Annotated in this window: 14 protein-coding genes; 3 read left to right on the top strand and 11 right to left on the bottom strand. The window is 69.7% G+C overall.

Annotated elements, in window-relative coordinates:
* The 3 genes from ABD235_RS00360 to ABD235_RS00350 all read right to left on the bottom strand — a co-directional run bounded on the left by ABD235_RS00360 (position 1) and on the right by ABD235_RS00350 (position 1,613).
* Positions 1 to 729: a CDP-alcohol phosphatidyltransferase family protein gene (locus ABD235_RS00360; RefSeq protein WP_344167445.1), complete on the bottom strand. Its 729-nt coding sequence runs from the start codon at positions 727 to 729 to the stop codon at positions 1 to 3.
* A gap of 236 nt (positions 730 to 965) precedes the next feature.
* Positions 966 to 1,403, bottom strand: a complete 438-nt coding sequence (locus ABD235_RS00355; protein WP_344167442.1) for a nitroreductase family deazaflavin-dependent oxidoreductase — start codon at positions 1,401 to 1,403, stop codon at positions 966 to 968.
* Positions 1,404 to 1,433: 30 nt separating this feature from the next.
* Positions 1,434 to 1,613 carry a hypothetical protein gene (locus ABD235_RS00350; protein WP_344167439.1) on the bottom strand — a complete coding sequence of 60 codons (180 nt, stop codon included), beginning with the start codon at positions 1,611 to 1,613 and terminating at the stop codon, positions 1,434 to 1,436.
* An 81-nt stretch (positions 1,614 to 1,694) separates the two neighbouring features.
* On the opposite strand from ABD235_RS00350, the gene ABD235_RS00345 reads away from it, so the two are divergent.
* Positions 1,695 to 2,135, top strand: coding sequence for a MarR family winged helix-turn-helix transcriptional regulator (locus ABD235_RS00345; protein ID WP_344167436.1), 441 nt, complete (start codon positions 1,695 to 1,697; stop codon positions 2,133 to 2,135).
* A 163-nt stretch (positions 2,136 to 2,298) separates the two neighbouring features.
* Here ABD235_RS00345 and ABD235_RS00340 read toward each other — a convergent pair whose 3' ends face one another.
* The 8 genes from ABD235_RS00340 to ABD235_RS00305 all read right to left on the bottom strand — a co-directional run bounded on the left by ABD235_RS00340 (position 2,299) and on the right by ABD235_RS00305 (position 8,916).
* Complete coding sequence (locus ABD235_RS00340) at positions 2,299 to 2,727, bottom strand: hypothetical protein (RefSeq protein WP_344167433.1); 429 nt, start codon at positions 2,725 to 2,727, stop codon at positions 2,299 to 2,301.
* Between the two features lie 17 nt (positions 2,728 to 2,744).
* Positions 2,745 to 3,593, bottom strand: a complete 849-nt coding sequence (locus ABD235_RS00335) for a class F sortase (protein WP_344167430.1) — start codon at positions 3,591 to 3,593, stop codon at positions 2,745 to 2,747.
* A 1-nt stretch (position 3,594) separates the two neighbouring features.
* A complete protein-coding gene (locus ABD235_RS00330) occupies positions 3,595 to 4,554 on the bottom strand; it encodes a hypothetical protein (protein WP_344167427.1) in 960 nt (319 codons plus the stop codon).
* A gap of 158 nt (positions 4,555 to 4,712) precedes the next feature.
* Positions 4,713 to 5,897 carry a PP2C family protein-serine/threonine phosphatase gene (locus ABD235_RS00325; RefSeq protein ID WP_344167424.1) on the bottom strand — a complete coding sequence of 395 codons (1,185 nt, stop codon included), beginning with the start codon at positions 5,895 to 5,897 and terminating at the stop codon, positions 4,713 to 4,715.
* A gap of 75 nt (positions 5,898 to 5,972) precedes the next feature.
* A complete protein-coding gene (locus ABD235_RS00320) occupies positions 5,973 to 6,836 on the bottom strand; it encodes an Fpg/Nei family DNA glycosylase (RefSeq protein WP_344167421.1) in 864 nt (287 codons plus the stop codon).
* Between the two features lie 153 nt (positions 6,837 to 6,989).
* The gene (locus tag ABD235_RS00315) at positions 6,990 to 7,466 is read right to left on the bottom strand and encodes a ribose-5-phosphate isomerase (protein ID WP_344167418.1); all 477 of its coding nucleotides are present in this window, start codon (positions 7,464 to 7,466) and stop codon (positions 6,990 to 6,992) included.
* A gap of 22 nt (positions 7,467 to 7,488) precedes the next feature.
* The gene (locus ABD235_RS00310) at positions 7,489 to 8,256 is read right to left on the bottom strand and encodes a serine hydrolase (RefSeq protein ID WP_344167415.1); all 768 of its coding nucleotides are present in this window, start codon (positions 8,254 to 8,256) and stop codon (positions 7,489 to 7,491) included.
* 57 nt (positions 8,257 to 8,313) lie between these two features.
* Entirely contained in the window at positions 8,314 to 8,916 is a 603-nt protein-coding gene (locus ABD235_RS00305) for a mycothiol-dependent nitroreductase Rv2466c family protein (protein ID WP_344167413.1), read from the bottom strand.
* 110 nt (positions 8,917 to 9,026) lie between these two features.
* Here ABD235_RS00305 and pepN point away from each other — a divergent pair, with 110 nt between their 5' ends.
* Together pepN and ABD235_RS00295 are read left to right on the top strand one after the other, a co-directional pair.
* Positions 9,027 to 11,600, top strand: coding sequence for an aminopeptidase N (gene pepN, locus ABD235_RS00300; RefSeq protein WP_344167410.1), 2,574 nt, complete (start codon positions 9,027 to 9,029; stop codon positions 11,598 to 11,600).
* Positions 11,601 to 11,682: 82 nt separating this feature from the next.
* A complete protein-coding gene (locus ABD235_RS00295) occupies positions 11,683 to 12,213 on the top strand; it encodes a hypothetical protein (protein ID WP_344167407.1) in 531 nt (176 codons plus the stop codon).
* The last annotated feature ends 138 nt before the right edge of the window (positions 12,214 to 12,351 follow it).

Raw genomic sequence — 12,351 nt, 5'->3', positions numbered from 1 at the left:
TCAGGCTGCCTTGCGCCGGGGTGCCCAGAAGGTCAGGTAGAGGCTGAGACCGCCGTAGTAGACCAAGTACGCCAGCGACAGCGCGACGACGGCCGGGTTCGGGTCGGGCATCTGCGCCAGCAGTACGGCGTACGAACCGAGCCAGATCGCGGTGGTCAGCAGGTTCATCGACCGGAAGACCTTGGTCCGCGACGGGTAGACGTACTTCACCGGGACGAAGACCAGGATCGAGCAGGTCACCAGGATCACGCCGGTCGCGAACGGGGTCAGTCCGAGGATCACCACGTAGAAGGCGACCACGTTCCAGTAGCTCGGGAAGCCCAGGAAGAAGTGGTCGTCGGTCTTCGCGTCGACCCGGCAGAACTGGTAGCTGGACGCAAGCAACGGCAGCGCCGCGAGCACCGCGCCCCACGAGCCGGACGGCAGGTACCCACCGGTCCACAGCAGCACGATCGGGGCGAAGGCGTAGGTCAGGTAGTCGACGATGTTGTCGAGCATCGCGCCGTCGAACCACGGGATGGTCTCCTTGACCCGCAGCCGACGGGCCAGCATCCCGTCCGTGCCGTCGATCACCAGCGCGGCCAGCATCAGCCACAGCGCCCGGACGGCGTCGCCGTCGATGGCGGCGATCACGATCAGCAGCGCCAGCACGGTGCCGCTCGCGGTGTAGGCGTGCAGGGCCAGGCCGGCCAGCCGCAGCCGCGTCGATCCGACGAAAGGTTCGCGCACCGCGTCGTGTGTGGTCAGCAGAACTCCCAGAACTCGGTCGACGCCACGCGTCGGACAATCTGCTTCAGCGTCTCACAACCGGGGACCTGGACCGGTCACCGCATGCCCTTCGGCGGTGGATCTGGACACGGACTTTACGCCGACGGCGAGCAAGTCCCCTGTACTGCGGGCTGACCTGCCGGCCCCCCGACGGCGTCCGGAGGATCGCCGCCGGGGCCGGCGCGGGACGGATCGGGTCAGTTCTTCGGCTCGAGCAGGAACTGCGGGATCTTGCGGGTGGTCTTCTTCTGGTACTCCGCGTAGTCCGGGTACGCCGCGACCGAGCGGACCCACCACTCGTCGTACTCGTCGCCGTCGATCTCGCGGGCGACGTACTCCCTGGTCTCGGTGCCGTCCTGGAGCTTCACGTTCGGGTCGGCCTTGAGGTTGTAGTACCAGACGGGGTGCTTGGGCGCGCCGCCGAGGGAGGCGACGGCGACGTACACGCCGTTGTGCTCGACCCGCATCACGGGGACCTTGCGCACCTTGCCGGACTTGTTGCCGATCATGGTCATGAGCACGACGCCCATGCCGTTGAAGCCGGCCGCCTCGGTGGTGCCGGTCTCGTCGATCTTCTCGACGGCGCTGCGGACCCAATCGGTCGGGCTGGGGGCGTACTCGTTCGGGGATGACATGTCACCCACCGTACCTCCGCCAGGGTCCGCCTACTTGCTCAGCGACTCGCGCGCCCGCCGGGCCGCGGCGACCTTGGCGGCACGCTGGCGCTCCATCCGGCGGCGCGGGTCCTGCGAGTCCGGCAGGGTCGCCGGGCCGGCCACGTGCAGCAGCAGCCAGACCAGCCGCCACCGGATCCGGTAGAAGATGCTGAGCCCCTCGTTGTTCATCCCACGCTCCAAACACTTGGTGTGGCAATAGTTTGTGTACCAAATGTTAGTGTAGACCAGACATCAAGGAGGAGGAAGCTCGTGGCCCAGACCGAAGAGGTCGACCTGCTGCAACTGGACCGTCAGGTCTGTTTCGCGCTCGCCGTCGCGTCCCGCAGCGTGATCGCCCTGTACCGCCCGCTGCTGGACCCGATGGGCCTGACCCACCCGCAGTACCTGGTGATGCTCGCGCTCTGGGAGGAGTCGCCGCTGTCGGTGAAACAGCTCAGCAACCTGCTGCAGCTCGACCCCGGCACGCTGTCGCCGCTGCTCAAGCGGCTGGAAGCGGCCGGCTACCTGACCCGCGGCCGCGACCCGCGCGACGAGCGCTCACTGGCCGTCGAGCTCACCCCGGCCGGCCGCGCGCTGCGCGAGGAGGCGCTGAAGATCCCGCCGGCGATCATCGACCGCCTCGGCATGACACTGAAGGAGCTCGAGTCGCTGCACAGCAACTTGACCCGGGTGATCAAGGCCGCGACTTAGGGGGTGTCTGGTGGTTCCCCGCCGTAGCGAGCAGGTGCTCGGTGCGGTAGCTCGGTGTGCGGGAGACGAGCGTGGCGATGCGAAGCATCGTGAGCTTGGCTCCCGTGCAGCGAGATGCCGTGCCGAGTGCCGCGCAGTAGGCGGGGAACCACCAGACACCCCCTTAAGGCCCGACGCACTCCTGCAGTTGAGCGGCGGTGAGGATCTTGCCCTCGATCCAGCGGCGGCGCAGGAAGTGGGCCTTCAGCAAGCGGTGCATCCCGTCCAGTACGACGAGCCGCCCGCGGAACGCGACCAGGTGGATCGGGAAGTCCAGGTCGGCGTCCATCACCCGCTGGTAGTGGTCGCGGTAGTTCATCGGCGTCTCGGCAACCTGGTGCGGGGTGACCTTGAAGCGTTCGCCGTTCAGCGGCCACAGCGGCAGGTCGAAGATCCAGACCAGGTCGGCGACCTCGACCGGCTCGGTGCGCAGCTCCAGCGCCCACAGCTTGCCGATCTTCCAGCGGGCCGGCGGGAAGACCTCCCGCACCGACTCCGGCATCGTCGCGACCAGGTCCTCGAACGACACGTCCGGCGCGCTCATCCCATCCATCACCACGAGGGTGGAGATTACGCGATCCGCCGGGCCACGACGACCACGTTGCTCAGGTAGACCTCGCCGTTCCAGTCCTCGCAGGTCACCAGGACCAGCCGGCCCTCGCCCCGCTGGTCGAACAACCGGCCCGCGGCGGCCGCGAGCGTCCGTTTCCGGTACGTCGTGACGCCGCTGACCTGGTAGCGCAGCACACCACGTGAGGTGGTCACGGTGACGATCGACCCGGTGGTCAGCCGGTCGAGGTCGTCGAAGGCTCCGCCGCCGTCGTGCACCGTGTGCCCGGTGATCACGGCGGAGCCCCGCGCCGCGCCGGGTCGGGCCCCAGCCGACCACCAGCCCACTGTGGTCGGGTCGGACGGTGGTGTCAGTTCACCGCCGTCCGCCTTGATCGGTACGACGGGCGCCGTGATCCCCAACTGCCCCAGCGAGATCCGGCTCGGCCGGCCAGGCCTCGGCGGGACGGCGGGAGGCTTGCGTGCACTCGGCAAACCGGGCGTCGCGGAAGGCGACGGGTGCGCGGACGAGTCGCCGACGCCCGGCGCCTTGGCCGTCGCGGACTCGGACGGCTGCAGGCCGTTGCCCTGCGCAGGTCCGTCCGCCGAGCAGGGGTCGGATCCGGCCTCAGCCCGCAACGCAGTACCCGACCCTGCAGCTCGTGCCGCAGCAGGCTGGTCCCCACCACGCTCCACGGACCGGTCGGCCGGAGCGCAGCTCTCGGTCGGCACCCGGTCGGCTCCGGCGTCAGCTGTGTTCTGGCCGAACTGGAGGTAGACACCGGTCCCCACGACCAGGAGGCCGGCGAGCGCGACCAGCCCTCCCCTCCGCAGAGGGGCGGGCCGGCCGCGACGCTTACCGTGGCTCACCTCAGAGCGCGTGCTTCCCACGGCGCCGCAGTGCGACCGCGGCTCCACCGGACAGCATCACCGCACCGGCAGCGATCAGTACGCCGCCGAGCAGCCCGAACGGCCCGGGCCCGTCACCGCCCGAGGACCCACCGGACAGGCCGGCGTCGATCGCCGTCGGTACCGCCGGGCCTGGCGTCTCCGTCGTGATGGCGCCTGCGGGGCTGGTCGTGGTTGTCCCCGGCGTGCTCGGCTCGACCGTCGGCGGAGTGCTGCTGGACGGAGTCCCCGACGGCGTCTCAGAGGGCGTCTCAGACGGCGTCACCGAAGGCGTCTCCGTCGGAGTCGGAGTCGGAGTCGGAGTCGGCGTCGGCGTCGGCGTGGGCGTCGGTGTCGGCGTCGGCGTCGGCGTCGGCGTCGGCGTCGGAGTGGGCGTCGGGGTCGGAGTCGGCGTCACCGGCGGCTTCCCACACCCCTCGACCCAGAAGACCTTGTGCTTGGTGTCGTTGCCGATCGATCCGTCCGCGTGGATGGTGATCTTCACGTGGTACCCCTGCTGCGGGTGCGGCGACCCGGTGAACTTCAGGGTGTAGGTCTCCTTGGCGTCCAGGTCGTTCCCACCACCGGCCGGATCACCGCCGATGAACAGGCTCTGGTCGCCGGAGACGACCTGCAGCCCGCCGTCGGAGGTCGGCGCCTGGTCGGCGAACGTCACCTCGGCCTGAAGGTCGGCGCCCTTGTCGTAGTTGTAGAACTCGACCACGAACGAGCAGCCCTGGTGCGGGTTGTTGTCCGGCGGTCCGCTCTGGACGTCGACGCCCTCGATCTTGATGGTGCCGTTGTTCCCCGGCGCCTGCACCGCGGCCTGGCCGGCCGATGCGGCCGGCGCGGCGGCCAGCATGGCCGCTCCCAGCAACACTGTCAGCGCTCCGGCCGCGGCGACAGCGCTCGCGGTCCGGGCCCGAATCCCAGCTGTACCCATGTCAGTGGTCCCGTCCCCAGCAGAAGTGATCCCCCGTGCGATGGTTGCCGAGTTCAACTACTTGGCGTGCGCACTTCCCTGCAGTATGCGCTTCTGCGGACCGTAGTCAACGACGCACGGTAACAATTAGATGCGCGCAGCAACCTTTACGGCGGCGGTCAGACCGGTTTCGCGCGACCCGCCATCGCCTGGCGCAGCACGGTGTGACGGCTGCGGCGGCTCGGTCCGGCCTCGGCCGGCCGGCCGGCGCCGCACGTCGTCACGGACTCGGACGGGTGCGTCTGACGGTGGATCACGACGATCGAGGAGTCGTCCCCCGGTCCGCCGATCTCGTCGACCAGCTCGTCGGCGGCCCCCTCGAAGCCCTTCGCCACCAGGGTTTCCGCGTGCCCGGCGAGGCGATCCGTGCCGAGGCCGATGTCGCGGCGCGGCGTCTCAACCATGCCGTCGCTGTAGAGGAAGAGCGCGTCGCCGAGCTTGAGCTGGCCCTTGTTCACCGCGAACTCCGGCGTCTCGACCAGCCCGAGCAGCGGCCCCTCGGCCTCCCGCGTCGTCCAGCGGCCGGACCACGCGTCGAACTGGATGGCCGGCGGGTGGCCCGCCGTACGGACCTCGAACTCGCCGGTGCTCAGGTTGATCGCCACGTGCACGACGGTCGCGAAGTCGTCGTCCCAGTCCTGCCGGCGGGCGTAGTGGTTCGCGGCCGGGAGGAACTCCTCGACCGGTACGACGCCGAGCAGGCCACCGAAGGCGCCCGACAGCAGCAGCGCGCGCGTCCCGGCATCGATTCCCTTGCCGGAGACATCGACCAGCGCAACCTCGAGCTGGTGGTCGCCGCGGGTCGCCGCGACGACGAAGTCACCGGAGAACGACTGGCCGCCGGCCGAGCGGATCGCAGATTCGGCCAGCCACCCGGACGGGAGTCGCGGGAACTCGCCCTGGGCGGTCAGCAGGTCGCGCAGCTCGATCAGCATCGACTCGCCGCGACTGCCCTGGACTCCGAGCCGGCTGCGCACCTTCGCGCCGGTCAGCACGATCCAGCCGACCACGCCGAGCGTCACCACGAAGCCGATCTTCGGGAGCCCGGCCGCGCGCTCGGACATCACGTACGAGCCCAGTGCCAGAGCGACGAAGGTCAGCACCACCAGGGGTTTGAAACGCAGCAGCAACCCGCCGAGCAGCAGAGGAATAGTCAGCGCCGCGGTGGGTATCAAGGACGGCAGGAACAGCGACAGCGCACTGATCGCGACCGTGACGCCGAGCAGCATGATCAGGGTCAGCGGATGCGACTTGCGGGCACGCCGAACCAGCGTCCGGGCAGCCCGCAGGCCCGCCCGTCGCAAGCCAGCGAAACCGCCGCCACCGCTCATGGTGAAACGAAGATAACGGCACCGACCGGTCCGTGCATCAGATCGTCACTACTTCTTGACCTTGGGCTTTTTCGGCGCCGTCACGGGAGGTTTCCTGGTCAAGCCGGTGCGCTGGCACTTCGGGCACCAGAACAGGTTGCGTCCGGCCAGCAGTTCGGTCCGGATCACCGAGTCGCACACGTGGCAGTGCTGTCCCTGACGCCGGTACACGTAGACCTCGCCGCCGTGGTCGTCCTGGCGCGGGTCGCGGCCCATCGCCTCCGGGGTGTGGTCGTCGGCGACCGTGTCGATCCGGCCCGTCTCCACGCCGTACTTCATCAGTTCGAGCAGGTCGGACCACATGCCCTGCCACTCACGCTTCTTCACCAGGTGGCCCGGCGTCATCGGGTGCAGCTTGGCGCGGAACAGCACCTCGGCGCGGTAGACGTTGCCGACTCCGCTCAGCACTTCCTGGTCCATCAGCAGCTGGCCGATCGGCAGCTTGCTGCGCTGGATCCGCTTCCAGGCCAGGTCGGGGTCGGCGTCGTCGCGCAGCGGATCGGGGCCGAGTCGCCCGATCAGCGCCTCGCGTTCGCCGTCCGTCATCACCTCGCAGACCGTCGCGCCGCGCAGGTCGGCGTACGCCGCGTCGTTCTGCAGCCGCAGTCGCACCTGGCCGACCGGCTCCGGGATCGGCGCCGTACCGAAGTCGACCTTGCCGATCAGCCCGAGGTGGATGTGCAGCCAGCCGCCGCCGTCGAACTCGGCCAGGAAGTGCTTGCCGTGGGCTTCGGTGTGCCGCAGCACCCGCCCGTCGAGCAGCGCGGCGCCGTCGACGAACCGGCCCTGCGGGCTGGACGCGCGGACGACCCGGCCGCCGAACGCGTCCCAGACGTCGTTCGCCAACCGGTGCAGGGTGTGACCTTCGGGCATGATTCCTCGTATGGGGACGACGTCAGCAGGTGGTGCGGGCAAGGGCCGGAGTGCTCCGACCCCGGCCGTGATCGGGATCGGCCGGTCGATGCGGGCCCGGGACGTGTCCCGGCCGCGCGAGGACCGGCCTCACCGAGAACAACCGCGCGAGGGTCAGGACGATTCCGGCAGCGGCGGCAGCTCGCCGGTCTCCTCGTAGCCGGCCAGCATCTCGATCCGGCGGGTGTGCCGCTCCTCGCCCGAGTAGTCGGTGGCCAGGAAGGTGTCGACGAACCCGGTCGACTCCTCGGTGCTGTGCATCCGGGCGCCGACGCTGATCACGTTCGCGTTGTTGTGCTCGCGGCCGAGCTTCGCGGTCTCGGTGCTCCAGGCCAGCGCGGCCCGGACCCCCTTCACCTTGTTCGCGGCGATCTGCTCGCCGTTACCGGAGCCACCGATCACGATGCCCAGGCTGCCGTCGTCCTGGACCACCGCCTCGGCCGTCCGCAGGCAGTACGGCGGGTAGTCGTCCACCGCGTCGTACACGGCCGGGCCGTGGTCGACGACGTCGTGCCCGGCAGCCGTCAGGTGCTGCACCAGGTGGTTCTTCAGTTCGAAGCCGGCGTGGTCAGAGCCGATGTGCACTCGCATGGCCACGAGTCTCGCAGCCCGGTCACTCGTTCGAGACGCCGGGGACCTTCGGCGCGGTGGGCCCGCCGGGGATGTTGAGCTGCCGAACCAGGCGGTTCACGTCCTCGGAGGCCTTCGCGTACGCCGTACCCGGCGGGTGCAGGGTGTAGACCGCCACGATCGTCCGGTCCCCCGGCCCGACGGTGCCGGTGGTGTGCAGCGCCTCGCTGATCAGGTCGATCCCGGTCTGCGGCTTCGTCCGGCCGGAGCCGAATCCGCTCGACCCGAAGAATCCCGACCAGCCCTGCTTGATGCTGAAGTCGCCGCCGAACACCGACGCGATCCCGAAGTACTGGTCGAACCCGTCGGTCCCGTTCCGGGTCGCCCGGCGCAGGTTGCCCATCACGAGCTCGCGGACCGGCGCCGGCGCGTGCTCCAGCAGATGCAGGTAGATGCGGATCGTGTCGGCCGGCGTGATCGCGACGTACCCCCAGAAACCCGGGTGGGTCGCCGGCGGCCGGGTCGTGCGGGTCAGCCCGAGCCGCTCGACCATCCGGTCGACGATCGCGCCGCCGCCGAGCTCGTCCCAGTAGTAGCTGGCCGCGTCGTCGTCACTGCTGCGCAGCATCACGTCCAACCGCGCCCGGTCCTGCGCCGAGATCGCGTACGCCGGCCCGCGGTCCCACAGGAAGTCGAGCGCGATCAGCAGCTTGACCACCGAGGCGGAGCGGAACCGCGAGTCCGGGTTGTACTGCTCGGTGAGCTGTCCGGTGACGCGGTCGAACACGGTGACGCCGGTCTGAGGGTTCACAAGGGAACCTTCGGACGACACGGTCGAACGTTCAACCCTTGTACGAGAAACCGAAGGTCACTCGAAGGACGGGCTCCGGTCCCGGGTGCGCTTCAGCTCGAAGAAGCCGTCGGTCCCGGCGACCAGGCGGACGCCGTCCCACAGCTTGCCGGCCGCCTCGCCCTTGGGGGCGGGGGTGACGACCGGGCCGAAGAAGGCGACGCCCTCGACGGCGATGACCGGCGTACCAACCTCCATGCCGACCAGTTCCATGCCGGCGTTGTGCGACTTGCGCAGCGCGTCGTCGTACTTGTCGGTGTCCGCGGCCTCCAGCAGCGAGGCCGGGAGGCCGACCTCGGCCAGCGCCTCGGCCAGCACGTCGCCGTCGCTGCCGTTGGTGCCGCGGCCCTGGACGTGGATCCGCTCACCGAGCGCGGTGTAGAGCGGCAGCAGCACCTCGCTGCCGTGCGCCTGCTCGGCGGCGATCAGGACCCGGACGATGCCGAGCCGGCGGTGCCAGCCGGCGTCGTGCTCCTGGCGATCTTCGTTCAGGACGGACAGGCTCATCACGTGCCAGCTCGTCTTCACGTCGCGGACCTGCTCGACCTCGAGCATCCAGCGAGACGTCATCCAGGCCCACGGGCAGGCCGGGTCGAACCAGAATTCAGCGGGGGCAGTCATGGCCTAATGATACAAAATTGAATGAAATTCGATACCGCTGTGGTTTCAACCTACCCAGATCGCGGGGAAACCCGCACCACCACATGCAGTCAGGTGCATAGGATGCCGATATGCCTGGAACCAACCTGACCCGCGACGAAGCGCGGACCCGCGCCGGACTGCTCCGCGACGTGAGCTACGCGATCGAGCTCGACCTGAGCACGGCCGCGAGCGGCGCCCCGACCTTCGCGTCGACCACCACGCTCACCTTCGGCGCCGAGAGCGGCGCGAGCACGTTCGCCGACCTGATCGCCGCGACCGTCCGCGAGATCACCCTGAACGGCCGCTCGCTCGACCCGGACAGCGTGTACGACGGCTCACGGATCCAGCTGGACGACCTGCAGGAGCGCAACGAGCTGCGCGTGGTCGCCGACTGCATCTACTCGCGCACCGGTGAAGGGCTGCACCGCTCGGTCGACCCGGCCGACAAGGAGACCTACCTCTACACCCAGTTCGAGGTCCCGGACGCGCGCCGGGTCTTCACCACCTTCGAGCAGCCCGACCTCAAGGCCCCGTTCACCTTCACCGTCTCCGCCCCGGCCCGCTGGGTCGTCATCTCCAACGCGGCCACCCCCGAGCCCACGCCGTACACCGGTGAGAACGGTGAGGAGCTGGCCCGCTGGGAGTTCGCCCCGACGGTCCCGATGTCGACGTACATCACCGCGGTCGTCGCCGGCCCGTACCACGTCGTCACCGACTCCTACGAGGGCCCGAACGGCACGTACCCGTTGTCGCTGCTGTGCCGGCCGTCGCTGGCCGACCACCTGGACACCGAGGACCTGTTCGAGGTGACCAAGCAGGGCTTCGAGCTGTTCGAGCGCGCCTTCGGTACGCCGTACCCGTTCGGCAAGTACGACCAGGCGTTCGTGCCGGAGTACAACATGGGCGCGATGGAGAACGCGGGCTGCGTGACCATCCGCGACGAGTACATCTACCGCAGCCGGACCACGCACGCCGAGCTGGAGAGCCGCGCGAACACCGTGCTGCACGAGCTCGCGCACATGTGGTTCGGCGACCTGGTCACGATGACCTGGTGGGACGACCTGTGGCTGAACGAGTCGTTCGCCGAGTGGGCCAGCCACTGGGCGCAGGCGACCGCGACCACCAAGTACGCCGACGCGTGGACGACGTTCTGCAACGCCCGCAAGACCTGGGCGTACCGGCAGGACCAGCTGCCCTCGACGCACCCGATCGCCGCGGACATGGTCGACTTCCACGCGGTCGAGGTGAACTTCGACGGCATCACCTACGCCAAGGGCGCCTCGACGCTGCGCCAGCTGGTCGCGTTCGTCGGTGAGGACACCTTCATCGCGGCACTGAAGGAGTACTTCGCCGACCACGCCTTCGGCAACACCGAGCTGGCCGACCTGCTGAAGCCGCTGGAGAAGGCGTCCGGGCGCGACCTGGACGACTGGACCGAGCGCTGGCTGCGGACCGCCGGGGTGAACACGCTGCGCGCGGACTTCAGCGTCGACGCCAACGGCGCGTTCACGTCGTTCGCGATCGAGCAGACCGCCGCCGCGGACTTCCCGGTCCTGCGGCCGCACCGGCTCGCGGTCGGGCTCTACCGGCGCACCGACGCCGGCCTGGTCCGCACCGAGCGGTTCGAGGTCGACATCGACGGCCCGCGCACCGAGCTGGCCGAACTGGTCGGCGCGACCCAGCCGGACCTCGTCCTGCTGAACGACGACGACCTGACCTACGCCAAGATCCGGCTGGACGAGCGTTCCCGGGCGACCCTGGTCGAGTCGATCGACCAGCTGTCCGAGTCGCTGCCGCGGGCCCTGGCCTGGGGTGCCACCTGGGACATGACGCGCGACGCCGAGATGCCGGCTTCGCAGTACGTCGGGATCGTGCTCAAGGGGATCCGCGCCGAGACGGACCTGACCGGCGTACGGTCGCTGCTCGGGCAGGCGACCACGGCGATCAACAACTACGCCGCACCGGAGAACCGGGCTGCCCTGCGGGCGCAGTACGAGGAGGCGCTGGCCGAGCTGCTGGCCGACGCCGCTGCCGGTAGCGACCACCAACTGGCGTTCGCCCGGGCCTACATCGGTGGGGTCTTCTCCGACGCCGGTGCGGACCGGCTCGCCGGCTGGCTCGACGGCAACGACCTGCCGGACGGACTGGTCGTCGACACCGACCTGCGGTGGACGCTGATCGTCGCCCTGGCCCGGCTGGGCCGGATCGACGGCGACGCGATCGACGACGAGCTGACCCGCGACAGCACCATCACCGGGCAGGAGCGGGCCGCGCAGGCCCGGGCCGCCCGGCCGACCGCCGAGGCCAAGGAAGCGGCCTGGCAGATCGCGGTGGAGTCCGACGACACCCCGAACGAGACGCAGTTCCGGACCATCCTGGGCTTCCAGCAGCCGGGCCAGGAGGACCTGCTGCGGCCGTACGTCGGCAAGTACCTGACGGCGGCCAAGGACGTCTACACGCGCCTCGGCTCCTCGATGGGCGAGAACGTCCTGGTCTACCTGTCGCCGCGTCACCTGGCGGAGGAGTCCACGCTGGACGCCCTGACCGGCTGGCTGGACACCGAGGCGGAGTCGGTCGACGCACCGACCCTGCGCTACGTCGGCGAGGCCCGGGCCGACCTGGTCCGCGCCCTGGCCGCGCAGCGCCGCGACGCCGAGGGCTGAGTCCCCGGTTATCACGACGACCCCGCCGGCCTGTGCGGTCGGCGGGGTCGATCGTTTCCGCTGGATGCAGCAGACTGTCTCGGTGGCTTCCCCTGATCCCGCCCTTGCTGGTGCAGCTGCAGTTGCCCTGACCGGACTGGCCGAGGCGTACCGGCCGCGGCCGGTCACCCCGCTGATGCCCTGGCGCTACCCGCACCGCCTGGTCAAGCCGTACGTCGTCACGTCCCGCGGCCGCTCCTGGGACGACGAGATGGTCGCCGCCGCCCGCGCGACCGCGACCCGGCAGCTCGAGTTCGACGACGCGATGAGCGGCCTGGGTCTCGGCGTCGTCGTCCTGCACCTGTTCGACGAAGGCATCTCGCTGGTCGTGCAGACCTGGTCGAAGGACTTCCGGTCCCGGCTCAGCCTGTTCAGCGGCCTCGCCGTCGACGACCTGCGTCCGGCCCCGAGCGGAGTCGGCCCGACGGTGTGGGAGCTCGAGGTGCTCACCCACGAGCGCTCGTCGTACGTCCACCACATCCTCAACGCCGAGGTCGACATCGAGGGCTGGCTCGACGATGCCCTCGACACCCGCCCGGCCCCCAAGCTCGACGGCATCCCGTCCGGCACCTGACCCGTTCCGGGCTGCGGATTTCCTGTGAATTCGGTGAACGGGTTTCCTGCAGCCTGTTGATCGAAGGAAATTGACGCGTTCACCGGAGAATCCGGGCAGTAGTAGTTCGTGTGCGGCTCGTGACGGTCAAACGGTTGT

Source organism: Kribbella lupini, assembly GCF_039529595.1.
In the GTDB taxonomy this organism is placed as follows: domain Bacteria; phylum Actinomycetota; class Actinomycetes; order Propionibacteriales; family Kribbellaceae; genus Kribbella; species Kribbella lupini.
Note: the sequence above shows the minus strand (reverse complement) of the source record. Positions and strands in the feature narration are given on the sequence as shown.